This window comes from Thalassobacillus sp. C254, from assembly GCF_001310615.1.
Map to the genome: position 1 here is coordinate 91,771 of NZ_BAXQ01000002.1, position 23,590 is coordinate 115,360.

Sequence of the window (23,590 nt, forward strand, 5' to 3'; positions counted from 1 at the left end):
CAGCAGATGATTGCTGCCTTTTTGCTTACAGTGAACGAGAAGATTCAGGAGTGTGACTGAGTGTGGAAATACGAAAAATGAAAACAAGTGAAATAGATCAAGTAATGGAGCTTGGCCAATTTGCCTTTCAATTAGAAATGAACAGTGAAGAGCTGGAAGAACGCAAAAAATTTATTAACCCAGAAAACGTATGGGTGGCAGCAGGAGAAGATGAAATCTACAGTAAACTAACCATTCTTCCTATGGAAGTATATATCGGGCCACATAAACTTTCTGCCGGTGGAGTCTCCGGGGTGGCGACCTGGCCTGAAAAAAGAAGAAACGGGCTTGTCAGTCAGCTTCTTGCAGCTTCATTAAAAGACATGAAGGACAGAGGCATATTTTGTCTTTTTTGTACCCTTTTTCTATTCCTTTCTATAGAAAGTATGGCTGGGAGCTCTCTGCTGACACAAAAAAATGGACAATTCCCAAAGATAAACTGCCAATTCCTGATGGGAAATCAACAGGTACAATAAAGAGATTAGCAAAAGAAGACTGGAAGGAGCTGAACACCATCTACCAATCTTTTGCCCAACACTATGCAGGGGCTATTGAGAGGACAGAAGATTGGTGTAAACAATTTGTGTTCAAAAGAAAAAAAGGACAGATAGCAGTCTTTACAAACTCAGAGGGGAAAGATGAAGGGTATCTTATCTATCAGGTTAAAGAAAGAACCCTTACCGTACATGAGTTTGTGCATACTACGAATGAGTCCAGGGAAGGATTATGGAATTTTCTTGCAAACCATGATTCCATGATTGATGAAATGGTAATGAAGGCTGCCATAGATGATCCGTCCCGTCTTCTTCTTGTAAACCCTCACATAAAGGAGGAGCGGGAATCCTATTTTATGGGAAGAATTGTGGATGTGTTTTCGTTGCTTCAAACGTACCCGTTTATAAAGAAAGGGGCAGCTGTTATCCATGTAACGGATAACTTCTGCTCTTGGAATGACGGTTCTTTTAAGGTTGAGGTGCATGATCCGGGAGAAAACCTCGTAAGGAGAGTGGAACAAGGCAAGGGGGTAGCATGCACGATTAATACCCTCTCTTCCGTTCTGATGGGCTATACATCTGTGGAAGATGCAGTAAATGCCGGTTTACTAACAGGAGACGAAGCAGAAATCAGAGGATTCAAAGCCATGCTTCCTCCTCTTACACCTTTTTATATGATTTCTTTTAAATAATGAAGTATTTGGAAATAATGTCACTAGGCATGGTATTCTTACAAAAAACCCCCTCAAGGAGGGGGTTCAACTTATTTAGGAGACATTTAAGTCATATACTCGGCTTTCTGGTTGAAATCATAACCATATAGCTTAGTACTGTAAATAAAAGTGAAATGATCATAGCGTGGAAAAGAGCGGGTGTCAAATAACTGTCTGCAAATAAAATGGAAACACCTGCGGTTATTTGCCCGATCACCAGAATAAATGCCAGAATACTTGACCATAAAATAGCTTTTGAGCCGCTGTAGTGCTTGATGGCAAGAATCATTAATATAAGCAGGAAGACAAATAGAAGCATCCCAAAAATTCTATGAGCAAAATGAATGCCGATCTCATACCCGATCGAACCGCTCATATCCGGTATGACCTGGCCATTACACAGCGGAAACCCCTGACAAGCATATGTAGCTTCGGAATGCTTAACGTAGGCTCCGGTGTAAATGGCTGCATAACAATACGCCAATACGAAAATTAAATAATTACGGAATCCTTTTGTGACCTGGGGAGCAGGTGAACGGCGTCCGTCTTCAAAGGCAAGTACGGTTAACAAGACAACAGTAGCAAAGGAAATGGCAGAAATTCCGAAATGAAGGGCCAGAACGATGTCAGAATGTCCCCATACTACTGCAGCAGCGCCCATAAGACCCTGGAAAATAATAAATAAAACAGCCATAATTGCCATGAATTTTGTTTCCCTAATGTGCGGGATTTTTTCCATGCCCAGAAGGCTAATATAATAACCATGATTCCTAAAAGGCCCGATACAAGCCGGTGGCTGTATTCTATGATGGTTTCAACAGCAGGAGAGGTCGGCACAACTTCCCCAAAGCAAAGGGGCCAGGTTGACCCGCACCCATCGCCTGATTCTGTTTTTGTCACCAGGGCACCTTGTAAAAGGACAATTAACATCCCGATTGATGTAATGACCCCGTAAATTTTTAACCCTTTATTCAAGGTATTCACCCCTAAATCTGTATTTATAACAACACGAAAACTACCATTCTAATGGTATGAATATTGCAGGGAAAAGTCAATTTCCTAAAAATGAACTTTGTTTGGAATTTAAGAAATGTGAAGAAACTGTGAAACTTAGGAAAGTAATGAAACAAAAAAGATTTTAAGCTATAATGTCTGTAGTGCACAGTCAATGTGCCTTTTTATGCAAGGCAGCTGTTGTTCACAATAATGCTGGTTTCCTTAGGTGAAATAAAATTTTCATTTTCCTGCATCTTAGTTACTGATAAACTAGGTAAGGGCTTACTTCCTGCTTCATTTAGTTAACTACAACTGCAGGTTATAAGGAACTGATCGTAATTTTTAAGGGGGGTGAACGGATTTGAGTAAGACAAACACGGTACTTGAGTCAACAAAGGTGCTGGAGCACCCGAAGGAGATAGTGACTGAAGATGCATCAGTGAAATCGTGGAAAAATTATGTTACCCTTGCCAAAATGGGAATTGTCTCTTCTAATTTAATAACTGCTTTCGCAGGTATTTTCCTAGCTTCAGTGTATACAGGGTTCAGTTTGACTCAGAATCTACATATTCTGATACTTACGTTACTAGGGGCAGGACTTGTTATGGCAGGAGGTTGTACTCTTAATAACTATATTGACAGAGATATTGACCATTTAATGGAACGTACCAAAGATCGTCCAACTGTGAACGGTATGCCCGCAAGGAATGTTCTATGGGCCGGTATTACCCAGTCGAGTCTTGGTATATTATTTCTGTTATTGGTAGAACCTGTAGCTGCCATTATTGGTATGATTGGTCTTTTTGTTTATGTTGTCCTTTATACAATGTGGACAAAGCGAACTCATTCTATTAACACGATTGTGGGTAGTGTCTCAGGAGCTGTGCCTCCTTTAATTGGGTGGGCCGCTGTAGATCCAAGCCTTCATCATTACGCGTGGGTTCTCTTTGCCATTATGTTTATCTGGCAGCCGCCTCACTTCTTAGCATTGGCTATGAAGAGGGTGGAAGAATACAGAAATGCAGGTATTCCTATGCTTCCAGTGGTAGCCGGGTTTAAAGTAACAAAAAGACAAATGGTAGTTTATGTAGCAGCCCTCATTCCAATCTCTTTGCTTCTTTATCCTTTTGGCTGGGTGTATACTACCGTTGCTGCTATACTAAGCATTGGGTGGTTCGCGTTAGGCATTTATGGGTTTAAGATGAAAGATGACATTAAATGGGCACGTCTGATGTTTGTATATTCTTTAAACTATCTAACAATTTTGTTTGTGCTTATGGTCATTGTTCATATCTAAGGATGGTGACCATAATACAAAGATAAATGTATGAAAACTAAAAAAGAAAGCGAGGTCTGATGATTCCATGATGTGGAAATACTTTTCAAGGTTTCTGCCTTTAACGGCACTGCTTTTGTTCCTGGCAGGCTGTGGTGAGCAGAGAATGACTGCCTTGGATCCAATGGGACCCCAGTCTCAATGGATTTTTGACAACATGATTTTGAGCTTGTATGTAATGGCTCTTGTTATTATTGTTGTATTTGCCTTGTTCTTCATAGCTGTAGTGAAATTCAGAAAAAAACCTGGAGATAATGAAATACCTGAGCAGGTAGAAGGAAGCCATAAACTGGAGATTACTTGGACAGTTATCCCTATTTTATTACTAGTTGTTTTGGCTATTCCTACATTAACAGGTACGTTTCTTTTGGCAGATACTGAGCCGGAAGAAGGAGATGAAGATGCGGTAGTCATTGATGTGACTGGTCATCAGTACTGGTGGCAGTTTGACTATGAGGAAGGCTTTACTGCTTCTAATGATGTGTACATACCAGTTGGTGAAAAAGTAACGTTTAATCTTCATGCCAGTGATGTAATTCACTCATTCTGGGTGCCGGCACTCGGCGGTAAGGTGGACAACCTTCCAGGAGTAGAGAACGCCTTATGGCTTGAAGCAGATGAACCAGGAGTATACATGGGGAAATGTGCTGAGCTTTGTGGTCCTTCTCATGCTCTGATGGACTTTAAACTTATTGCTCTTGAAAGAGATGATTATGATGCTTGGGTAGAGAGCATGCAGGAAGATCCTGAAGAGGAACTTGAAGAAACAGTTGCTAACCAGGGAAGAGAAGTTTTTGAAGACCAAGGATGTATTGGATGTCACGCGATCGGCGGTTCCGGTTCTGCAGCAGGTCCGACATTAACGAACTTTGGCGACCGTGAAACGATTGCCAACTACCTTGAAATGAATGAGGAAAACCTTGAGGCATGGATTCGTGAACCTCAAGCGTTAAAACAAGGCAACAATATGCCTGAATATCCAGATATGCCACAGGAAGAAATGGATGCGCTTGTAGATTACCTTATGGAACTAAGCGTAATGGATGAAGAAGAATAAAATAATATATAAAGGAGGTAAACCCAGTGGCTAGTACAACTGCTGACACTCAGTCCAAAAGCGTTCTTTGGGACTGGCTGACCACGGTTGACCATAAGAAATTAGGTGTTTTATACCTGATTGCCGGTACATTGTTTTTTGTACAAGCTGGTGTCATGGCGCTATTTATGCGTATTCAGCTTATGTATCCGGAAATGCAGTTTATTAGTGGTCAAACCTTTAACGAATTTATAACGATGCATGGTACCATCATGCTGTTTTTAGCAGCAACACCATTACTATTTGCGTTTATGAACTTTGTCATTCCGCTGCAAATTGGTGCTCGGGATGTGGCATTTCCATTTGTAAATGCCCTCGGTTTCTGGATCTTCTTCTTTGGTGGCTTGCTTTTAAGCTTGTCATGGTTCTTTGGAGGAGCTCCTGATGCAGGATGGACTGCATATGTTCCCCTGTCGACAAATGAATACGGCCATTTAGGTCTTGATTTCTACGTACTCGGACTGCAAGTAAGTGGTATCGGTACATTAGTATCCGGTATTAACTTTGTAGTTACAATCATTAATATGAGAGCACCTGGTATGACAATGATGAGAATGCCATTGTTCTGCTGGACGTCTCTTATTACATCTATCTTAATTGTATTTGCATTTACACCGCTTGCAGCTGGATTGGCCATGCTGATGCTTGAACGCTTGTTTGGCGGCCAGTTCTTTGCACCTGACATGGGTGGTAACGTACTGATCTGGCAGCATATCTTCTGGATTTTCGGTCATCCGGAAGTATATATTCTTGTTTTGCCGGCTTTCGGTATCATTTCAGAAGTTATTCCAGCATTTTCTGGGAAACGACTGTTTGGTTACACAGCAATGGTATTTGCAACATTAATCATTGCGTTCTACGGTTTCATGGTTTGGGCTCACCACATGTTTACCGTTGGTCTTGGACCAATTGCAAACTCTATTTTCGCGATTGCAACAATGGCGATTGCCGTACCTACAGGTATCAAAATCTTTAACTGGCTCTTTACGATGTGGGGCGGGAAGATTCGTTTTACAACAGCCATGCTTTGTGCGGCTTCCTTTGTACCGACATTTGTTCTTGGCGGTGTAACAGGAATTATGCTTGCCATGGCGCCTGTTGACCATTTGTATCATGATACTTACTTTGTTGTAGCTCACTTTCACTACATTGTTGTAGGTGGTATCGTTCTTGGTATATTTGCTGGTTTGTTCTACTGGTATCCAAAAATGTTTGGACATATGCTGAATGAAACGTTAGGAAAGCTCTTTTTCTGGGTATTCTATGTTGGTTTCCATTTAACATTCTTTGTTCAGACATTCTCGGTCTTATTGGTATGCCGCGTCGTGTTTATACATTCTTAGAAGGACAAGGAATGGATTTTTATAACCTGATCTCTTCCATTGGAGCTTTCATGATGGGTGCCGGTGTAATTATCCTTGTTATTAATGTGATTTACTCAGCATTTAAATCTGAGCGTGTTACTGTGGCAGATCCATGGGATGCCAGGTCTCTTGAGTGGGCAACTAACACTCCGGTACCTGAGTATAACTTTGCACAAACTCCGCAAGTGCGTTCTTTAGATCCGTTGTTTTATGAGAAAATCCATGGTGATGGAAAGATGAAACCAGCAGAACCTCTGCAGGATATTCATATGCCAAACGGCTCAATCCTTCCATTTATCATAAGTTTAGGTCTCTTTATCATGGGATTCGGCTTTATCATGTTTAATATGGACGTTCCAGATGTAGCAGCCATCGCTGTTACTGTAGCTGGCGGTGTAGTCACCTTTGGTGCTATGTTTGTCCGTTCCATCAAAGAGGATCATGGTTACCATATCCCAGTCGAGCGCGTGAAAGAGATAGAAAAGGAGGTAAGCTAATATGGCCGATGCAATTGATGTGTCAAAAGGTCTACCCTCCAACCCTGAGAAAGCGACTCTCGAGGGAAAGAATAAGTTTCTAGGCTTCTGGGTATTCCTGGGCGGAGAAACAGCAATGTTTGCAACATTTTTTGGTGCTTATCTCGGACTTCGGGGCGGCGTAGGTGACGGGCCAGCTTCTGCAGACCTGTTTCATCTTCCCCTGGTCTTTATTATGACCATGCTCCTTTTAACAAGTTCTTTAACGAGTGTGCTTGCTATGTTTGCAATGAAGAAGAATAACTTCAAAGCCATGATGATTTGGCTATGGATAACTGTTCTTCTTGGTCTAGGGTTCATTGGTTTAGAAATCTACGAATTTGTGGAATATTATCATTACGGACTTGGTTTCTCAACGAGTGCCTTCGCTTCTGCTTTCTACTCATTGGTAGGTTTGCACGGAGCTCACGTTGCCTTCGGTCTCCTCTGGATTATTACGTTGTTGATCCGCTACCGCAAGGCTGGCATTACATTGACAAATGCACCTAAGTTTTACTTGTTTAGTTTATACTGGCACTTTATTGATGTAGTGTGGGTATTTATCTTTACAGTAGTTTATCTTATGGGAATAGGAGGTTAATGCGATGGCAGAACACTTATCTCAGTCTTTTGAAAAAAGTGCAATGACAAAACAGGAAAAGAAAAAAGATTGATCGCGAAAGAAACATTCAAATTACAGCTTTTGCTTTCATGATTTTTATCACATTGCTTGCGTTTCTTGCAGTAGGAAGTGATGTATTCCCTCAGAACTTTGTTATTCCTTTTATTCTGTTGCTGGCTGCAGTTCAGTTTTTCTTGCAGCTATTCTACTTCATGCATTTGAAGGATAAAAACCATGCATGGCCAAATGCCTTTATGGTGGCAGGGATTTTTGTAGCTACTCCTACATTAATTGCCTTATCCCTATTGCTTGGTGTCGTGAAATATTAAGTTAAGATGGAGAAACCCCTTTCTGCTGAAGCAGAAGGGGGTTTTTTCTACCATAGGGATCTGTTAAAGGAGTAAGTTAATGGATAAGTCATTTGATGGTAGATAATGGCCCTAGACTATTGGGGAATAGCAGGTGATGAAGACCGCGCACCGAGAAAGCGGCTGCAATGACCCAGGCATAGAAGATATCGTGTATGCGAAGGAAAGGAAGCATGAATGGATGTTGACGTGTAGCTTTACGTGCAAGTGAGCGTTTTTTACATAAACCAACAATAAACGTGCTAAAGTCATGTCAAAAAGGATTAGGCACAAAGGCAGCAGCAGAGTAATGTCTTTGTTTTGATGTTCACTTATTTGTTATAGAATACCCTAGGTGGAGGTTTCCTTCTTAGTGTATAATAGGATGTGGAAATATGAAAAAGTGAGGGATAGTCGATGAATCAGTTTGAAAATAAAGGAGCAGAAGGTGCCCTTGCTAAAGAACGCAATTATACTCCTCTTATTGTGTTTTTAACAGTCGCCATTAATGGTTTGGTTGCTGTGTTGTTTTTTATGGAAGGGTATAGCGGTGATGTTGGTTTCGATATTACGATTTTACCAATGATGAATGCCATCTTTAATAGCTTTACCACTGTCTTTTTATTTACTGCTCTCTATTTTATTTTGAAAAAGAATATTACAATGCATAAAAGATTTATCTATGCTGCATTTGGTTCTACTTCCTTGTTTTTAGTAACCTATGTAACCTATCATTTTCTGGCTGAGTCAACTGCTTTTGGGGGCAGTGGATTGTATGCGGGCTTTTATTATTTTATCCTTATCTCCCATATTATTTTAGCAATTATCATTGTACCTATGGCTTTGCTTTCTTTTTTCAGAGGGATCAGCAACAAAGTAGATAAGCACAGGAAGATTGCCCGCTGGACAATGCCTTTATGGCTGTATGTAAGTATTACAGGTGTATTGGTTTATTTAATGATTTCACCTTACTACTAAATGATTAATATAACGCCATTCCCAATGAGAGGCGCATAGTGTCGAGAAGCCTCCGCTTATGAAAAGGCGGGGGTTTTTTTGCTGATCATTATTAAATAAAGAAGTGTTTCCTCTGCCAGACGATTGAAGTGAAGATTGAACAGGGTGTCACATTTATTAATGAGAGGAGAATGATTACATCATTAGTTGAGGAGAAGAGCTGCTGCCATTGAAAAAATTCAGGTAATCCTAAAAACAGGCTGTTGAGAAATGTATACTCAACAGCCTGTTTCTTTTTTCAGAAAAAACGTGATCCTTCTATTGGATTTAAATGATTGTATTCTTACCTAATACTTCCTTTAGATTCTATCACCCAACGTTCAGTAAAAGAATAGAAACACCCCTGGAGAAGCAGCGGAGAAGCTTAAATTTTAAAATTTAGTTTAATAAGCCCTGCCTCTCTTGCAGAAGTAAAGGCAATCACAATGAGAGGACCAACAATAAAGCCAATGACCCCAAACAGCATAAGGCCAATATACAATGAAATGAGCGTGGCAAGAGGGGAGAGTCCGATGTGGTGCCCCATCACCTTAGGTTCTACAGTCCTCCTGATAATTAAAAGGACGGCAGCAAGGATTAATAACTGTGAACCAAGGCCGATATTTCCGGCGATCAAGTGAAAGAGTGCCCATGGTCCCAAGATAGCAATGGAACCAATGATTGGAACAAAATCGATCAGCCATATGATTAATGACATAACTAAAGCAACGTCAGGCGCGATAATCAACAGACCAATAAATGTCACAACGAAAATAATAATACTAACCAAAAACTGCGCTTTAAAAAATCCAATTACCACATAAGAAAGGCGGGAAGTCATAAATTTAACCTTTTCTTCTGTCTTGTCGCTCATAAAGGAATATACCTGTTTGCTTAAACGAGGAAGCTCAAGCATAAATAAGAACAAAGCGATAAGATAAACAATAAATGTGACAAGATACCCTGGTATGGATGCAACAATGGATGTAAGGTCAGTAATAATGTTACGGTCAGTAAATTCGAGACGAAGATTGTTCAATGTTTGTGTTACCTGGCTGTTAATTTCATAAACAAACTCTGGAGGCAGATCTTCATATGTGTTTTCTAAATTGGCTTGGAAATTTAGCCATGCCCGGTTTAAATCATTGATGTAAGCTGGAAGATTCTCTACAAAATCAACGATTTGCGTGACAGCCTGTGTAACGAGGATGTACCCTCCGATACCAATAGAACAGACAAAAATTGTAAAGACAAGCATGACTGCGAGGTTGCGCCTGACTCTCAACCGGTCGGTCATAAAGCGGACTACCGGTGAAAGTGCAAGAGCAGTTAATAAAGCTAAGATAATAGGAAGGGAGACAGGCAGCACAAAGTATGCTGCAACCCCACAATAATTATTGTTAATATGGTAAGCAGTATTTTTTATTAAGCAGCGCAGACAATGGTAGTCCCCTTTCTTGACACATATAGATCATTGTCTCAGTGTTGTGTGACAAAAACTGAGGACAAAAAAGAAAGGAAAATATTTCAAAAAAACCGGGTGAAAAATGCTTCATCCGGTTTTACTTTCCTGAAGTTTTGGCTTACATTATGTAGCATGACTATTCAAAAATTAGTCTTCCTTAAGTTCTTTTTCGATTGCTGCAAGCTTTTGTTTGCATTTGTTTACGATTTTCTCCGGGAATTCCTCATCATATTCTACACCGTGGGGGTAGTAGTGACGGCCCAAATAAGGAGTCATCAGTTTCACTCTTGTATCTTCTTTTCCAATTTCTCCACTTACACTGTAGGCTGGTATACGAAGATAGTACGTAGCATCTTCAGCTTTGTCTAAAAATCTGTAATCAAACGTCACTCTTTCATAATCCCATTGTTCAGAATGAACGAAACCATTTTCTTCAATAACCATGTGTAGCTTTCCAAAGGAGACTTCCTGCTCCTGAATATCAAAGCCTTCGATCTTCATTTTCTGTCCCTCCTATGTCTAAATAACCTGTTATCCTTCTTTATCATAGTATGTTTACCGAGAAGATGCAACGCATTAGTATGGAAACTTTATGACACCTGTACTGTCTGCCGTTTGAAGTTAACCTTCACTATAGGTGTATGATTTTTTACTTTCGAGGGATTATAAGTGACGTATCATTTTTATCGATAAAGGAGGAAAGAAATTTGGATACTTTAAAAGATATCATGACCACCGGGGTAGAAACTTGTAAACCGGAGGACACGGTATACGACGCTGCTGTTAAAATGAAAAACACTCATGTGGGAGCTATACCTATTGTTCAAGATCAAAATCTAATGGGAATGATAACGGACAGAGACATTGTTGTCCGTTGTATTGCTGAAAAACAAGCGAACTCCGCCCCAGTATCAGACATAATGAGTGAGAATTTAATCACAGCTGAACCGTCAATGTCAGTAGATGAAGCTGCGAGGATGATGGCAGAGAAACAAATAAGACGACTTCCTGTGGTGGAGAATCAAAAGCTTGTAGGGATTGTAGCACTGGGTGATTTGGCAGTTGGAAGGACTACTGCGGATGAAGCTTCCTTTGCATTAAGCGAGATTTCAGAAAGACCGGAAGTGCATCATTAAAACTTAGTATTATTACCAGGAGAGCCGCCTTTATATTTATGGGCGGTTTTTTGGTATGTATAACGGGTGGCGCAGACACCGATAAAAATGTTTTAATAGAGAATAGAAAAGGAATTAAGCGGGGAAGCTGTTCTCCTTAGTAGTGCAGTGGAAGAGAGGAGTCAAAGGATGTTCAGACAACTTGGATTTATCTTTATTGTATTTGGAATCACGTTTGGGGTGCTTGTTTGGCAGCTAGGCTGGCCGGAATGGGTTATGCCTGCCGAGGAAGGCCAAGAGGACACTTCAACAGAAATACCTGAGGAATCAATGACGATGGAAGATTCCCTTCAAGATTTATTAAGTAACCTGGGTGAAACCAGAGATAATATAAACTTAGATGAGATTGATCTGGAGTCCATAGATTTAGAGGGGCTTACTATAGATGAACTTAATTTGCAGGAAATACTGCCTGTGCTGGAGGAAGAAACTCAAACCGAACAAACAGAGGAAGATGAAGCTTCTGAAGAAGAAGCTTCCAATGAAGAAGAAATTTCCGAAGAAGAAACCGGGAACGAGGAGCAACAGTCTGAGTCTGAACACCTTGAAGAAGAAGAAACAATTGCTGAAGACAGTTTGCAAAGTCTTATAGGTGAAAGTGAAGAGGCAGTGCAAAACTTACTTGGCGAAGCTCAAAGGGTGGATCCTTCTCTTTATGGCTATAACGTTCATGTTTATTTGAATCAGGAGCATCAAGAATATATTCTTGTCGGGATTATGGATAACGTCGTTCAAACTGTTCTTGCTCTTGGTGAAGAAGCTTCAGTTGCTCCCCTTCAGGCAGGCATGAGCCGAAGTGAAGTTGAAAATCATCTTCAGGTGGAAGAAGAGCCGACTGTAGAAACGGATGACGGTTCTTTTACCTTTCATCCAGATGAACAAGAGGCAGCAGACAGGCCGCTTGTAGAGCTCGAAGATGGGATATGGGCACAGCTATATTTTGATACGATAGATGACGGACTTATTGGTGTTAGATATTTAAATAGTGAAACAATCGTTAACCATAGGCCTTATTCTATTACGTACCGGGGCTCTTTAGAAGAAAGACCTAATTGGGGTCGAGAAGAGTGGAGGCCGGTGGAAGAGGCAGCAGAGCAGCAAGTTCTTGAAGCTACAAATGTTATCAGGCAATCCTTCGGAAAAGACCCTCTGGAGTGGGATGAGGAGGTTGCACAAGTCGCCTATTTGCATAGTGAGGATATGGCTCAAAATAATTACTTTGCCCACGACTCTCCAACTTCTGGAGCTCTTCAGGACCGTATGACAGCAGGAGATGTTTCTTTTATGAGAGCCGGAGAAAACATAGCTGCACAGTATGTTGATGCAACCTCAGCCGTAATAGGCTGGTTAAATAGTGAAGGCCACAGAGTAAATTTATTAAGCGAAGATTTCTCCCATCTTGGTGTAGGAGTGTACGAAAGACATTATACCCAGAATTTCCTTACTCCTTGGTAAAAAAGGAGGGTGCCAGGAAGCTTTCATAGCATACTTGGCACCCTTTTTGTTATTTTGCAGGCAACACATAAAAAGTCCCTGTTGCCAAAGCGATCACTTTATTTTCGTCATTAAAAACTTTCGCCTCTGTCACGCACACTTTGTTCCCCCGAGAAATGATTTCCCCTTGGCAGCGGAGTTTGTTACCTGTGCCACCCTTTATGTAGTTTACTTTCATGTCCAGTGTCACGGCAACTTGTCCCTCAGGAAGGCTTAGATTTACCATGCTTCCCATTGTTGTATCCAAAAGAGTCGCGGTTACTCCCCCATGCACGATATTTAACGCGTTCATAATGGATGGCTTTATAGGGATCGATACCTCGTACGTGCCGTCATCGAGAAACCTTCTTTCAGTTTCAAGCCAGCTTCCGATATAAGACACGTAATTACCCTTTTGTTTTTCCCTAAGGCCTCTTAAAAAGCTGGAAAGAACCTCCTGGTCTTCTTTGCTGCTTTGCGCTAAAAAGTCTTCAAATTCATTACGTAAAACGTGAGAAAGATTATTTTCCATTCGACTTTTCCTTTCTATGCTTTTACCGATTATCGATATTGTAGCATGTAATTTCAAAGCAAAACAAAAATTGGGCGCACTTCTTAAAACAGGAGGGCGTAAATTATAGAAGAGAAGAAGTCAAAGAGCATGAGATATGTTTTACGGGAGGTGGAATTGTTATGGAAAAAGAGTCACTTCATCCATCGGTAGAGGAGTTCAAAAAATTTGTTCAAAGCCATCCATTGCTTATAAAAGAAGTAAGAGAAGGAAGAAAAACGTGGAACCATTTATACCAGGACTGGGTTGTATTAGGATCTGATGCTGCAGAGTGGTCGCCTTACAAAAAAGAAAGCGACCCGCAAGAAAGTACTTCTGGCGGTCAGTCTGATATGATTAGTGGGCTGTTTAAAAGCTTAAATGGGATCAATATGCATGATTTACAGCAAAATCTTTCCCAGTTTAGCGGTGTAATGGGGAATGTACAGAAATTATTTCAGCAGTTCCAGCGGCAGCCGCCACAGCCCCCTCAAAGAGGCCCGGAAGATCCCTTTTCATTTAGATGGTTTTAAAAGAGGTGGAAAAACTTGCGTCAAGATGTATATTCCTACGTGAGCTCACGGCCTGACTTAAAAGCTTTCATCCGTTTTCATCCTCATTGGTATAGAAGGTTAAATAGAAATCCTCAAAGGATCATGGAATTTGAAAAAGAAGCCAACATTTATCACGGAAAGACTTTCCCCCAAAGAGTGGAAAAAATGAATCATGGATTAAATATGGTCATGATGCTTCTAAATATGCTAAGGGCACAATAAATGTGGATAAGTAAGCCTTCTTTGTCACAACATACAGGCAAAGGGGGTTTACGAATTGTCAAAAATAAAAACGTCATTCCTGCTTGCGTTGGTTTGCACTATTTTTTATGCTTCGGCAGCCTATAGCCAGGAAATGATAGAAATTGAACCATTACAAATAGTTCCCGTGAATAAAGTGACCAGTGAAGTCACAAAAGAATCCATGCAAGAAGATGGATGGAGCCTGCAATATAAAGTGAAAGAAGCCAACATTTATGTTGAATGTATTCTTCCAGACTTCTCTCTGTCCATGAACGAGCAGAAAGGAGACGGTTACTTACTATTAAAGCTTGACGGCTCAGAGATCGGAAGGATGGACCAAGCCGCTTTTGTGATAAAAGGATTGCCGGCAGGTGATCATGAAATCACCATACAGCCAGTTGATCATGAAGGAAAAGCTCATGCTAAAGAAATGAGTTTTGAGATCACCATTGCCTAGGCTGGAAGGGGAAACAAAAAAAACGGTGCCTTTTCAGGAGGCATCGTTTTTTAGTGTGATATCGCTTCTATTATATAATCTTCTGCTCGGATACCTTTCTCCTGAAATCCTTGATTCCCAAATAAAACATTAAATTCTAAAAAGTAGTATTGATTGTTAGCAAACACAAGGTCGAATCCCGCATGATTGATTCCTAAATGCAAGGCAGTTTCCAGTGCTAAATCCAACGCTTCCTGAGGTATATTATCAAAGGAGATAGTGCCGCCCTGGGCGATGTTATTATAAAAACTGCTCTCATCATTAATCCGCCAATAAGCATTTACCACTTTATTTCCAATGACACAAACGCGTAAATCTTTGTTGATTGGAAGATATTCTTGAACATACAGGGTGCTGTTACTTTGTGCGTAATCTTTAAATTCATCCTGGTTGTTAATGAGAAACACACCTTTTCCCATAGAGTTACGACTTTCTTTGCCTACAAAAGGAAAGGGAAACGTAAGAAGGATATTTTCAAGGCTTTCCTTTGAACGCCCATGTATTTCAGTGTAGGGAACATGTGAAGGGCAGACACTAAGCAATGCCCTTGTCATTTCGATTTTGTCATAGCCAAGATGAATCGTTTCTATAGAAGGGAAGATTTTCTTTTTCATTCCATATACAAGGGCATTTACCTGCCATTTTTCAGGAAAAAGACATATATCAGCTTGTAAGATCTTATCTTTTTCGAGAGGATGAAACATTTTTTCAGGCTTAATATATTGAATATTTGGAATTCCAATGGTTCGGAAAGGATTAAACGTTACTATTTTCATGAATGTTCCTCCTGAGATAGTATGCTTGCGTAACCTTACATTACGAAGAATATTATACGAAGCTAATGAACTTCCGGTCAATCTTCTTCTATGATTTTACAAAACTAAATAATAGAGCAGCCTTTCAATAGAAGCTACCTTTCACCAACAACCTGGTACGTGTTATACTATCTCTATTCGGAGGTGGATCTATGACTACAATGGTTTCAACGCCGGCTGATGTCCTTGCTGCTTCGGCAGCTCTTGGAGATTTAGTCATTCGATCAGAAGTGTTTCAAGCTTATCTTACTTGCAAAGAACGAATGGATGAGGATACTGAAGCTCAGGAGCTCATTTATCGTTTTACAAATATAAAAGAACAATATGAGGAAGTTCAGCGCTTTGGTAAGTATCATCCAGATTATAAGACTGTTTCTTCCAACGTTCGACAGTTAAAGCGCAAGCTTGATGTAAATGACTCGATCAGCGCCTTTAAAAAAGCTGAAAAGGAGCTCGAGTCATTATTAAATGAAATCAGCGCTGAAATTGGCTATGCAGTGTCACCAAATATAAAGGTGCCAACGGGAAACCCTTATTTCGATAACCTTTCTTGTGGAGGGGGCTGTGGCTCCGGGGGAAGCTGTGGCTGCGGGTAAGCTGGCTGGTTGTAAGAGCTATGGCGAAAGCCAGGCAGATTGAGGAAATTTGGACAAAACAGTCTTAAGGAAAAAGAAAAAAGGTTCCAATTATCATCATACATGGTAATTGGAACCTTTTTTATTATACACATTTTATCAAACTCGATAAATTTTTTATCGCAAGAAAGGTACGGGTGTAAACACATAGGGAAGAATCCCCTTGGTTTTCTAACAAGGAAAAGGTACTTCCTTTATGGGGTTATTATGCAAGTGGAAAGAGGTAAAGAAGTAAGATGTTAAAAAGGAGGTGGGAAAGGATGCACAAGCGGATATCCTGAAATCGCAAGTATAGACATCCCCATAACAATCCTCCGGCGATGGCTGCGGTGACCAACAAAAAAGAGCCGCTTGTTATGTGAGCAGAGGCGTATAACAAAGTGGCAACGGCAACCTTCAACGGAGGGGATAAAGGTAAATTTTCCTGTACATAGCCGCGCCAGAATAATTCTTCAACAGGAATAATTAAAAGGACAAGAAAAAGATGATGCCACCAATGGACAGGCATAATTGTTTCGTAAAGACTTGTAATTTCAACATTGAGATCCGGCAGAAACCGGTTAATTATTATGCTTGCAAGGTAGACAGCTAGATAAAAAATGACAGCCGTTATAAGGCCGAAGGCAGCTATAACAGTCAGCCGGCTTTTTTGTTTCATATGGGTTCCTAGAAAGGCAGTAACCCCTAAAACAGCGATAGCAGGCGGAAAGCAATACCAAAAAAGATGGGAGGGGAGCGCAAAAACTCCCCACAATAAAATGTGGGCAAGAAGGAGTCCTGCCCACAATGGAATGTTCTTGTACCTATGCTTGCTTTTCATAAACAGTAATTTCCTCTGGCTCATATGGAGTAATGGGTTTGAAAATATACGTTTTTGTTGCGTCCATCCTTGGGTGAAACTGCTTAAATGATTGTATCGGATGAACTTGTCTCATTTTTAAGGTGTATAAGGTTTCTCGATCAACATCTATGCTATACAAGTACCATTCGTTATCATGACCTGTAACTGGATCAGGTTCGATCGTATAGCCAGACAGGACGATACGATCACAATTTGGCAGCAAGGAGAAGATATAGGAAGATAAATATAAAGCTGCTCCTCCAACCATCTTTGCATAATGGTTTCGTTGTTGTTTCTTAGACTTCCTTTCAATTTTTAGTTTGCCGGATTTTAAGATCGAAGCCTTCGACACTGGAACAACTTGAAGAGGAGGAAGCTTTACATCGACATAGACGGTTTTAGGGCCGAGTACTTGAAAGTCAATGTCTGTATCTATCGGGAAGTCCAGCTTTTCAAGCATCATCGTGAGCCATTCATCCATGGCCTCAAGGCTCCCTGCCATCATGCGGTGAAGTAAATCTATGCGATATGTTCTTTCTTGTTTGGCAAGTTCTATAAGCTCATCATAGGAAGCTTGTTCATTATTAAAGGTTTCAATGGTTTGTTGTTTAACACGCTCGTTAAACTCGTCTTTTTGCTTGGGAGAAAGGAAACGAAGTACCTTTAAAAAAGAAGACGTTTCATTTTCAAGCTTTGCTTTTTCCCGCAGGTAGATCTCTTCTCGCTGTGGAGGAGAAGCCGTCACTGTAGTTTCTTCCCTAATTTCATTTTCAATTTCACTTACTGTCTTTGGAGGTGAAAGCTCATGATGAATTTCCAGCAGTTTTGTTGTCTGTTCATTGATTTCCCGTTCTTTTTCTTTATACAATTCTTTTAATTTAGAGGCATTTTGTTTTTTTAATTCCCGCAAATGATTAGCAGGCAGTTCATCACCCATCCTGTCCACAAAGGTAAATGAATGAGAAGAATCATCGTAGACAAGGTTTGCATCATAGGGAAGCTTCTCAGTAGATTCATAGTGCCTTTGCCCGGCAGCCCCTTTATCCAGCCGTGATCGGTATGACAATCCGCTTCCAGGGATACCAATGTTCCCATAGAGACCTTTTTTCCAAGGGAGACAGATGCCCCTGACGGCCCACAGTTGTGCTGATTCCCCGTTTACTGAAGTTTAACCTTACACCAGGTGCTACGCTGACACGTTTTTGAAAACGAAAACTCATATGACTATCGCTCCTTTCGACCTGTTAATGTTTATTGTACAAGAAAAAGAAGGAATATAAAAAACAAAAGGGGGGGAAGGGCATGTTTTCAGGAGAATTCACTTATGAAACTACGATACATGATAAGAAAGAAAACGTTTGGGAATTTTTCTTATACACAAGGAACCTCGAAAAGCTAAGTGGTTTTCCAAAGGTGAAAGTAGTTGATGGTGAAAGAACGGAGGAAGGGGAAACGATCCAGCTTCAGATAAAGGGAGGGCTTGTTTCTCCAGTCTGGGAAGCCCGTATTACGGAGGTAAACGAAGGGAATTATTTTATCGATAAAGGAGAAAAGCTTCCCTTTCCTTTTATTACCTGGCAGCACATTCACAGATTTATAGAAGAGGATAATATGACAATTATGAAAGATGAGGTCGCTTATACTTCATGGCTTCCTCCCGCAGTTGTGAAAACAGGACTTAAACGAAATGTTTAAGGACAGAGAAAAAAAAATAAAAACTATATTTTCGTGAAAAAATGGTAAAAAGACATCGTGAAAGCGAATGAGATGAAGCCTGAATGGATGTCGTACTTGTACCTTAGGTGCAAGCGAGTGTATTTTTGAACAATCAACCAACAGAATTATAATATAAGTAAGGGCCCTCACCAACGGTGAAGGCCCTTACTTAGCTGAGTTTTGACCCAGCCCCTGGCAGCAGGGAAGGTCTTACTTTCGAAGGTACCGGTTAATCAGAGCCAGAATAGACCTTCTCGTTAAAATACCAATAAAAGATCCCATGTCATCTTCAATACAGACAAATGGGTGATTGATAGAGAGAGTCAAGGCTTTTCCAAAGGTTTCATCCTTGTTCATTCTTGGTATCTTCTCGGACATGACATCCTTAACTTTTATTTCGTGTAGACGTTCCATTTCAATTCGCTCGATACCCAATATTGAATCCAGAATTTGTGCTTTACTAATTTGTCCGCATACCTTGTAATCTTTATCCAGTACAGGAATAGCGGTATAGCCAGATTTAATGAGAACAAGCAGGGCGTGGTCCAGAGGGTTGTTTAATTGGACGTGAGCTACTTTCTCTTCTGGTATCATTAGTTCTTTTATTTCGTTATCCATAATCTGGCTGTTTTTTAAAGTTTGCATCATTTTTATCACTTTCTTTCTTTGTGTAGTTAGGAAGGGTAAAAGAAAGTGGGTTCCATCGATCCCAATTCTATCATAGGAAGAATGGTTTCTAATGTCAATAAGTACATGTAAGCGTATTCTTGTCTTAATCCCACTCTATTCACCGATCTGAGCAGAGATATTGCAAATGGAGGGTACAATATATTCAGGTACAAAAATATTTGTTTTGCAGGCTCTTATCCACATATGAAGATACCCGCTTTGAAGATGGATTAAACCAATAAAATAACCTTTTTCTGGAAAATGTGGCTGGTATGAATATCAGAGTGCTGATTCGTAATAGAACTAAACTGTAACGAAAAAGCGGTTGCCTGCAAAAAGCCCTTCTTCTTTTGAAGGGCGCTGTTAATATTCCCAGAAAGAAAAAGGGTTACGTGATAGGTTTGAAAGAGTCAGCCTGGAAGCGGGAACGATTTCTGTTCCTGTTGATTTCAAAAAAGAAAGACCCTCTTTGATTCCTGTTACCGTTTCCTCGCCTTTAATGCCAACATGACCGATTGCGATTGTCTTAGCATCCGACTCTGTCCTTTGTGCCATGTGTTTCATTTGTTGTCTAACCTCTGCAGCTGAAGACAAAGTGTCATCTAAGAACACATCTCTCACTTCGTAAGGGATACCCATACTTTCACAAAGCTCAGGATCAGTGAACGAGGATTCGTACCACTGTCGATAACGTAAAGCTGATTTTCCTTTGCTGCTTCAAGAACACCGGCAATGGCTTCAGAAGTTTCTACTACTTTTGAGCCCATATGGTTGTTAAGTCCTTTTACATGAGGAAGGCTGTCTATAGCTTTTTGAGTGGCCTGTTTTGCTTCTTCTTTTGTCATCTCTGCGCGGATAGCACCAGGTCCGAGCCAGGATGCTTTTCCTTTGAGAGGTTCCATCGGCAAATGAAGCATTACTTCGTGACCTTTTTCCTCAGCCAGGACTGCCTGCTTATGGCTGTCTTCCATAAAAGGCATAATCGCAATCGTGAGAGGAAGATCTAAATCAAGCATTTCTTCTACGCCCTTCACTTTGCCGCCAAAGTCATCAATAATAAGTGATACTTGAGGAGGGGGGGAAGCAGCATTTACTGAAGTGACATAATAGGAGAAAAAAAGCGGGAGAAGACAAAGTGCCATCCAGTATTTCACGTGAGTCATCCTTTCTTTTCTTAATTATCTTAAAATAGGATTCCCTTTCATACATTCGCTATCCATTAACAAAGAAAGAAGCTTCTATGTACAGAAGCTTCTTTCATTATTTTCTCATGTTAAAGGCTGCGTTAATTTGTCCTCTGAGCATCCGTTCACGAAGCTGTTTGTTCTTTAGTTCACGTTGCTCCATCTTACGTATTTCAAAAGTTTGCATTCCGTCTTCCATTTTATTGGCAATATCAACAAGCCTTTCAACATCCTGAAATGAGTATTTTCTTGTTCCACCCTTTGACCTTTCCGGGGCTAACAGCTTTCTTTCTTCGTAGTAACGAATTTTTCTTTCTGATAGGCCTGTCAACTCACTTACAACCCCAATAGTTATCACTTTCTTATCCTTGTAAGAAGCCACCCGGATTCCACTCCTTTTACTCACAATTGCTTTTCTTTTAATAAAATGTTAACACAGATATGGATTACCGGCTCCCCTTATGTAAGAAAATCTAACATTAAAAAGTGAGAGTATTTAAAAATGTAAAAAAATCGAAACAATTATGCAATTATGTAGTTTTCCCTTCCTATTAATGTTAACCTTTAATTATAATTGATTAACATTAATGGGAGGGGTTTAACTTGACATTAAAAAATGGATGGAACGAGTGGGGGATTTTAGCAGAAAAGGGGATTAGAAAAGAAACCTTATCAAAAGATGAGGCGCTGGCTGTCTTACGAGCTGATGAAGACGAAGTGCTTTCCATTCTGGATGCTGCGTTTAAGGTCAGGAAGCATTTTTATGGAAAAAAGGTAAAACTTAATATGATAGTGAACGCCAAAAGCGGACTTTGTCCAGAGGACTGCGGATACTGTTCTCAGTCCTCCCAAGCACAAAATGAAATAGACAGATATCCACTTCTGGAGAAAGAGGCCCTTGTCAAGGGTGCGGAGGAAGCGATGCGTCGGAAAGCAGGAACGTACTGTATCGTTGCGAGCGGAAGAGGACCTACCGACAAAGAAGTAGAACACGTGGCTTCTGCTGTAGAAGAAATTACTGCTGCTTATCCACTTAAAATCTGTGCATGTCTCGGAATCTTAAAGGAGCATCAGGCTGTCAGGCTTAAAGAAGCAGGGTTCATCGATATAACCATAACTTAAATACTCATAAAGATCACCATGGAGAAATAACAACTACTCATACGTACGAGGACAGGGTTGGGACAGTCAACCATGCAAAGGAAGCAGGTCTTTCTCCTTGTTCAGGGTTAATTGCCGGAATGGGAGAAACGGACGAGCAGTTAATTGAAGCCTTATTTGCTCTACGAGAGCTAGATGCAGATTCCATCCCCATTAATCTTTTGCATCCTATCCCAGGGACCAAACTTGAAAACCAAAATGGGGTAGGACCAATGCGCTCTTTAAAAATCCTGGCTTTAAGTCGTTTTATACTTCCGCATAAAGAAATCAGAGTTTCCGGAGGAAGAGAAGTGAACCTCCGATCCCTTCAACCGTTAGCTTTGTATGCTGCAAACTCCATTTTTGTAGGAGATTATCTTACAACGGGCGGACAAATTGCTGAATCAGACCATCAAATGATTAAAGATCTTGGTTTTGATATTGAAGAAAATGCTTTAGAAGATGCCATTCTGCCATAGAAAGAGCTGCAGGAAAGTTTGAACTTTTTACAACTGAGGAATGTACATAACCAAAGATTGTTTAAGGAGGAAGGGTTATGTTATTTCCAGCAAAAGATCTTGTCCGCTTTTCTATAGAAGCAACCGACGGTGATATTGGAAAAGTGGACGATTTATTCTTTGAAGAAGATAATTGGACGGTAAGGTATATGGTCGTTAACACAAACCCGTGGCTTCCCGGAGGTAAGGTTCTTATTTCCCCAATTTCTATTGAGAGCGTTGACTTATCAGAAGGAGTAGTGAGGGTTGATCTAACCAAAGACCAGATTAAAGATGCACCTGATATTGACTCAAGTGAAGCAATATCCCGACAAAAAGAAGAAGAGTATCATCAATATTATGGTTTTTCGTATTACTGGCCCTTTGCAGGCTACTGGGGGCATCATGCTTACGCAAGAGATTTAGCAAGCCTTGGAAGTGATGATCTTGCTAATAAAGTTAAAGAGCAGGATACTGAAGAAAATGAGCAGGAAGGACCGAAGCTTAGAAGCGCAAAGGAATTAACAGGAGACTGGACCGGGTATAATATTGTTGCTTATGAAGAAGCTGCAGGCAATGTTTCCAACCTTCTGATTGAAGATAAAACCTGGAAGGTAAGGTATATGGTCGTCAGCTCATCTAAAATGTTTTCCTCTAAAGAAGTTCTCTTATCTACAGATTGGGTAAACGAAGTAGACTGGGTAAACGGTGATATTCACATGAATGTGAACAAGGAAGAAATAGAGCAGGCTCCTGATTATGAAACTGGGAATCCTGTAGAAAGATCCTTTGAAGAAGATCTTTATAGTCACTTCAAAAAAGAAAATTATTGGGATCGGGAGTTGTAATTGCTTTGTATGAATGAATCAGGCTGTTGAGAAAATGTTCTCAACAGCCATTTTTTGGTAGTAACTAAAAATAGAGTCTCGTCCATAACAAGTGAGGAAAAATAGGCATTTTGATTATTTAGTGAAGATAAAACTTCTTTTTACTCATGCGAGCCGGCAGCGTGTATAATAAACTTGGTTTCTGTTTACATAGGATTGAAAATCTTTGAAAGCATATTTAGAAAAAAGAAAGAGAAAAGAAAGGATTTAAATTAATGAAAATCGTTGTATCTACAATGGCTGCCTTACTTGGCATCCTGATTATTCTAGGATTCTTTGTCTCTACAAGTCTGTATGCACCGAGTGTAAGGGTGATTATTGATCACACCAACCAGACATATGTATCGCCTCCATGTTTTGAGGAAGCTGAGCTCACGAATAATCTTCAGGAGGTGGCTTTAGAGCATGCTGTTACGCTGGGTTATGAAGCAGAAGCAGAATGCACGTCGGACAGCCTGGTTGAAGAGGATGTCCCATTAAATCTAGCTTTACTTAAAGAAATGGGAATTGTTCCTACAAAATGGGCTGAGTGGCCCGATCATATGGCGAACTAAACACCTTCCTTAATTGGAAGGTGTTTTCATTCATATTTTTTACATACCCCATAGCCTAAGCTCCATTTCTATGGTAAAAATATAATATTAGAGTTTTTTGATGATAGCTCAAAAAGAAGTATCTTAGAAGAAAAAAGAAGCTTAAAAGAGTTATATACAGGGTAATACGGATAAAGGG

General features: G+C 40.3%; 25 protein-coding genes and 4 pseudogenes. 18 read left to right on the forward strand and 11 right to left on the reverse strand.

Annotated features, from left to right (window positions below):
• Positions 1-62: 62 nt before the first annotated feature.
• On the forward strand, positions 63-515 hold the full coding sequence (locus JCM19033_RS02965) for a GNAT family N-acetyltransferase (protein ID WP_054635215.1): 453 nt from the start codon (positions 63-65) through the stop codon (positions 513-515).
• A gap of 74 nt (positions 516-589) precedes the next feature.
• Positions 590-1,225, forward strand: coding sequence for an enhanced intracellular survival protein Eis (gene eis, locus JCM19033_RS02970; RefSeq protein WP_269757961.1), 636 nt, complete (start codon positions 590-592; stop codon positions 1,223-1,225).
• 91 nt (positions 1,226-1,316) lie between these two features.
• Here eis and JCM19033_RS02975 read toward each other — a convergent pair.
• Positions 1,317-2,176 (reverse strand): annotated as a pseudogene (locus JCM19033_RS02975) (heme A synthase).
• Positions 2,177-2,639: 463 nt separating this feature from the next.
• Between JCM19033_RS02975 and cyoE the strand changes: the two are divergent.
• From cyoE to JCM19033_RS03005, 6 genes and pseudogenes are all read left to right on the forward strand, one after another.
• The gene (gene cyoE / locus JCM19033_RS02980; protein WP_054635409.1) at positions 2,640-3,539 is read left to right on the forward strand and encodes a heme o synthase; all 900 of its coding nucleotides are present in this window, start codon (positions 2,640-2,642) and stop codon (positions 3,537-3,539) included.
• Positions 3,540-3,606: 67 nt separating this feature from the next.
• Positions 3,607-4,635: a cytochrome c oxidase subunit II gene (gene coxB / locus JCM19033_RS02985; protein ID WP_054635217.1), complete on the forward strand. Its 1,029-nt coding sequence runs from the start codon at positions 3,607-3,609 to the stop codon at positions 4,633-4,635.
• A 26-nt stretch (positions 4,636-4,661) separates the two neighbouring features.
• Positions 4,662-6,535: pseudogene (gene ctaD, locus JCM19033_RS02990) on the forward strand (cytochrome c oxidase subunit I).
• 1 nt (position 6,536) lies between these two features.
• Positions 6,537-7,154 (forward strand): cytochrome (ubi)quinol oxidase subunit III, encoded by a 618-nt coding sequence (locus JCM19033_RS02995; protein ID WP_054635218.1) that lies wholly within the window; start codon positions 6,537-6,539, stop codon positions 7,152-7,154.
• 110 nt (positions 7,155-7,264) lie between these two features.
• Complete coding sequence (locus tag JCM19033_RS03000) at positions 7,265-7,504, forward strand: cytochrome C oxidase subunit IV family protein (RefSeq protein ID WP_269757938.1); 240 nt, start codon at positions 7,265-7,267, stop codon at positions 7,502-7,504.
• 435 nt (positions 7,505-7,939) lie between these two features.
• Positions 7,940-8,500, forward strand: coding sequence for a DUF420 domain-containing protein (locus tag JCM19033_RS03005; protein ID WP_054635219.1), 561 nt, complete (start codon positions 7,940-7,942; stop codon positions 8,498-8,500).
• 403 nt (positions 8,501-8,903) lie between these two features.
• Here JCM19033_RS03005 and ytvI read toward each other — a convergent pair whose 3' ends face one another.
• Both ytvI and JCM19033_RS03015 read right to left on the reverse strand, forming a co-directional pair.
• Positions 8,904-9,887 carry a sporulation integral membrane protein YtvI gene (gene ytvI / locus JCM19033_RS03010; protein ID WP_374701190.1) on the reverse strand — a complete coding sequence of 328 codons (984 nt, stop codon included), beginning with the start codon at positions 9,885-9,887 and terminating at the stop codon, positions 8,904-8,906.
• Positions 9,888-10,130: 243 nt separating this feature from the next.
• The gene (locus JCM19033_RS03015) at positions 10,131-10,484 is read right to left on the reverse strand and encodes a YugN family protein (protein WP_054635221.1); all 354 of its coding nucleotides are present in this window, start codon (positions 10,482-10,484) and stop codon (positions 10,131-10,133) included.
• Positions 10,485-10,690: 206 nt separating this feature from the next.
• On the opposite strand from JCM19033_RS03015, the gene JCM19033_RS03020 reads away from it, so the two are divergent.
• Both JCM19033_RS03020 and JCM19033_RS03025 read left to right on the forward strand, forming a co-directional pair.
• Complete coding sequence (locus JCM19033_RS03020) at positions 10,691-11,119, forward strand: CBS domain-containing protein (RefSeq protein ID WP_054635222.1); 429 nt, start codon at positions 10,691-10,693, stop codon at positions 11,117-11,119.
• 168 nt (positions 11,120-11,287) lie between these two features.
• Positions 11,288-12,613: a CAP domain-containing protein gene (locus JCM19033_RS03025; protein WP_054635223.1), complete on the forward strand. Its 1,326-nt coding sequence runs from the start codon at positions 11,288-11,290 to the stop codon at positions 12,611-12,613.
• 49 nt (positions 12,614-12,662) lie between these two features.
• Here JCM19033_RS03025 and JCM19033_RS03030 read toward each other — a convergent pair whose 3' ends face one another.
• A complete protein-coding gene (locus JCM19033_RS03030; RefSeq protein WP_054635224.1) occupies positions 12,663-13,163 on the reverse strand; it encodes a PaaI family thioesterase in 501 nt (166 codons plus the stop codon).
• A gap of 161 nt (positions 13,164-13,324) precedes the next feature.
• On the opposite strand from JCM19033_RS03030, the gene ylbD reads away from it, so the two are divergent.
• From ylbD to JCM19033_RS03045, 3 genes are read left to right on the forward strand one after another with little or no spacing between them, the layout of a single operon-like run.
• Positions 13,325-13,714 carry a spore coat protein YlbD gene (ylbD, locus tag JCM19033_RS03035; RefSeq protein WP_054635225.1) on the forward strand — a complete coding sequence of 130 codons (390 nt, stop codon included), beginning with the start codon at positions 13,325-13,327 and terminating at the stop codon, positions 13,712-13,714.
• Positions 13,715-13,729: 15 nt separating this feature from the next.
• Positions 13,730-13,957, forward strand: coding sequence for a YlbE-like family protein (locus JCM19033_RS03040; RefSeq protein WP_054635226.1), 228 nt, complete (start codon positions 13,730-13,732; stop codon positions 13,955-13,957).
• A 55-nt stretch (positions 13,958-14,012) separates the two neighbouring features.
• On the forward strand, positions 14,013-14,435 hold the full coding sequence (locus JCM19033_RS03045) for a hypothetical protein (protein ID WP_054635227.1): 423 nt from the start codon (positions 14,013-14,015) through the stop codon (positions 14,433-14,435).
• A gap of 50 nt (positions 14,436-14,485) precedes the next feature.
• Here the strand turns inward: JCM19033_RS03045 and JCM19033_RS03050 are convergent, their stop codons facing one another.
• Complete coding sequence (locus JCM19033_RS03050; protein WP_054635228.1) at positions 14,486-15,250, reverse strand: RimK family alpha-L-glutamate ligase; 765 nt, start codon at positions 15,248-15,250, stop codon at positions 14,486-14,488.
• A 191-nt stretch (positions 15,251-15,441) separates the two neighbouring features.
• On the opposite strand from JCM19033_RS03050, the gene JCM19033_RS03055 reads away from it, so the two are divergent.
• Positions 15,442-15,885, forward strand: a complete 444-nt coding sequence (locus JCM19033_RS03055) for a YlbF family regulator (RefSeq protein WP_157049717.1) — start codon at positions 15,442-15,444, stop codon at positions 15,883-15,885.
• Positions 15,886-16,129: 244 nt separating this feature from the next.
• On the opposite strand, the gene JCM19033_RS03060 is transcribed toward JCM19033_RS03055, so the two are convergent.
• The 3 genes from JCM19033_RS03060 to JCM19033_RS27905 are packed head-to-tail and all read right to left on the reverse strand — an operon-like array spanning position 16,130 to position 17,985.
• Positions 16,130-16,744, reverse strand: a complete 615-nt coding sequence (locus JCM19033_RS03060) for a CPBP family intramembrane glutamic endopeptidase (protein WP_054635229.1) — start codon at positions 16,742-16,744, stop codon at positions 16,130-16,132.
• Complete coding sequence (locus JCM19033_RS03065) at positions 16,728-17,831, reverse strand: hypothetical protein (protein WP_054635230.1); 1,104 nt, start codon at positions 17,829-17,831, stop codon at positions 16,728-16,730. The genes JCM19033_RS03060 and JCM19033_RS03065 overlap by 17 nt, the downstream gene beginning before the upstream one ends.
• Positions 17,806-17,985 carry a DUF4236 domain-containing protein gene (locus tag JCM19033_RS27905; RefSeq protein ID WP_083465246.1) on the reverse strand — a complete coding sequence of 60 codons (180 nt, stop codon included), beginning with the start codon at positions 17,983-17,985 and terminating at the stop codon, positions 17,806-17,808. Before JCM19033_RS27905 ends, JCM19033_RS03065 begins: the two co-directional genes overlap by 26 nt.
• A gap of 82 nt (positions 17,986-18,067) precedes the next feature.
• Between JCM19033_RS27905 and JCM19033_RS03070 the strand changes: the two genes are divergently transcribed.
• Positions 18,068-18,460 (forward strand): hypothetical protein, encoded by a 393-nt coding sequence (locus JCM19033_RS03070; protein ID WP_054635231.1) that lies wholly within the window; start codon positions 18,068-18,070, stop codon positions 18,458-18,460.
• A 231-nt stretch (positions 18,461-18,691) separates the two neighbouring features.
• Here JCM19033_RS03070 and cbpB read toward each other — a convergent pair whose 3' ends face one another.
• The 3 genes and pseudogenes from cbpB to JCM19033_RS03090 form a co-directional block, all read right to left on the reverse strand.
• Positions 18,692-19,126 carry a cyclic-di-AMP-binding protein CbpB gene (gene cbpB, locus JCM19033_RS03075; protein WP_054635411.1) on the reverse strand — a complete coding sequence of 145 codons (435 nt, stop codon included), beginning with the start codon at positions 19,124-19,126 and terminating at the stop codon, positions 18,692-18,694.
• A gap of 387 nt (positions 19,127-19,513) precedes the next feature.
• Positions 19,514-20,313 (reverse strand): annotated as a pseudogene (locus tag JCM19033_RS24935) (divergent polysaccharide deacetylase family protein).
• Between the two features lie 97 nt (positions 20,314-20,410).
• A complete protein-coding gene (locus JCM19033_RS03090; RefSeq protein WP_054635234.1) occupies positions 20,411-20,716 on the reverse strand; it encodes a MerR family transcriptional regulator in 306 nt (101 codons plus the stop codon).
• A gap of 221 nt (positions 20,717-20,937) precedes the next feature.
• Here JCM19033_RS03090 and bioB point away from each other — a divergent pair.
• From bioB to JCM19033_RS03105, 3 genes and pseudogenes are all read left to right on the forward strand, one after another.
• A pseudogene (gene bioB, locus JCM19033_RS03095) lies at positions 20,938-21,953 on the forward strand (biotin synthase BioB).
• A 77-nt stretch (positions 21,954-22,030) separates the two neighbouring features.
• Complete coding sequence (locus tag JCM19033_RS03100) at positions 22,031-22,819, forward strand: PRC-barrel domain-containing protein (RefSeq protein WP_054635235.1); 789 nt, start codon at positions 22,031-22,033, stop codon at positions 22,817-22,819.
• Positions 22,820-23,073: 254 nt separating this feature from the next.
• Positions 23,074-23,412: a hypothetical protein gene (locus tag JCM19033_RS03105; protein WP_054635236.1), complete on the forward strand. Its 339-nt coding sequence runs from the start codon at positions 23,074-23,076 to the stop codon at positions 23,410-23,412.
• Positions 23,413-23,590: the final 178 nt, after the last annotated feature.

What these genes read in the sequence shown, in the direction of transcription:
- coxB (WP_054635217.1), top strand. Translation starts at nt 3,607, where the DNA reads ATGATGTGGAAATACTTTTCAAGGTTTCTGCCTTTAACGGCACTGCTT.
- JCM19033_RS02995 (WP_054635218.1), top strand. Translation starts at nt 6,537, where the DNA reads ATGGCCGATGCAATTGATGTGTCAAAAGGTCTACCCTCCAACCCTGAG.
- JCM19033_RS03000 (WP_269757938.1), top strand. Translation starts at nt 7,265, where the DNA reads ATGATTTTTATCACATTGCTTGCGTTTCTTGCAGTAGGAAGTGATGTA.
- JCM19033_RS03005 (WP_054635219.1), top strand. Translation starts at nt 7,940, where the DNA reads ATGAATCAGTTTGAAAATAAAGGAGCAGAAGGTGCCCTTGCTAAAGAA.
- JCM19033_RS03015 (WP_054635221.1), bottom strand. Translation starts at nt 10,484, where the DNA reads ATGAAGATCGAAGGCTTTGATATTCAGGAGCAGGAAGTCTCCTTTGGA.
- JCM19033_RS03025 (WP_054635223.1), top strand. Translation starts at nt 11,288, where the DNA reads ATGTTCAGACAACTTGGATTTATCTTTATTGTATTTGGAATCACGTTT.
- JCM19033_RS03030 (WP_054635224.1), bottom strand. Translation starts at nt 13,163, where the DNA reads ATGGAAAATAATCTTTCTCACGTTTTACGTAATGAATTTGAAGACTTT.
- ylbD (WP_054635225.1), top strand. Translation starts at nt 13,325, where the DNA reads ATGGAAAAAGAGTCACTTCATCCATCGGTAGAGGAGTTCAAAAAATTT.
- JCM19033_RS03050 (WP_054635228.1), bottom strand. Translation starts at nt 15,250, where the DNA reads ATGAAAATAGTAACGTTTAATCCTTTCCGAACCATTGGAATTCCAAAT.
- JCM19033_RS03055 (WP_157049717.1), top strand. Translation starts at nt 15,442, where the DNA reads ATGACTACAATGGTTTCAACGCCGGCTGATGTCCTTGCTGCTTCGGCA.
- JCM19033_RS03060 (WP_054635229.1), bottom strand. Translation starts at nt 16,744, where the DNA reads ATGAAAAGCAAGCATAGGTACAAGAACATTCCATTGTGGGCAGGACTC.
- JCM19033_RS27905 (WP_083465246.1), bottom strand. Translation starts at nt 17,985, where the DNA reads ATGAGTTTTCGTTTTCAAAAACGTGTCAGCGTAGCACCTGGTGTAAGG.
- JCM19033_RS03070 (WP_054635231.1), top strand. Translation starts at nt 18,068, where the DNA reads ATGTTTTCAGGAGAATTCACTTATGAAACTACGATACATGATAAGAAA.
- cbpB (WP_054635411.1), bottom strand. Translation starts at nt 19,126, where the DNA reads ATGCAAACTTTAAAAAACAGCCAGATTATGGATAACGAAATAAAAGAA.
- JCM19033_RS03100 (WP_054635235.1), top strand. Translation starts at nt 22,031, where the DNA reads ATGTTATTTCCAGCAAAAGATCTTGTCCGCTTTTCTATAGAAGCAACC.
- JCM19033_RS03105 (WP_054635236.1), top strand. Translation starts at nt 23,074, where the DNA reads ATGAAAATCGTTGTATCTACAATGGCTGCCTTACTTGGCATCCTGATT.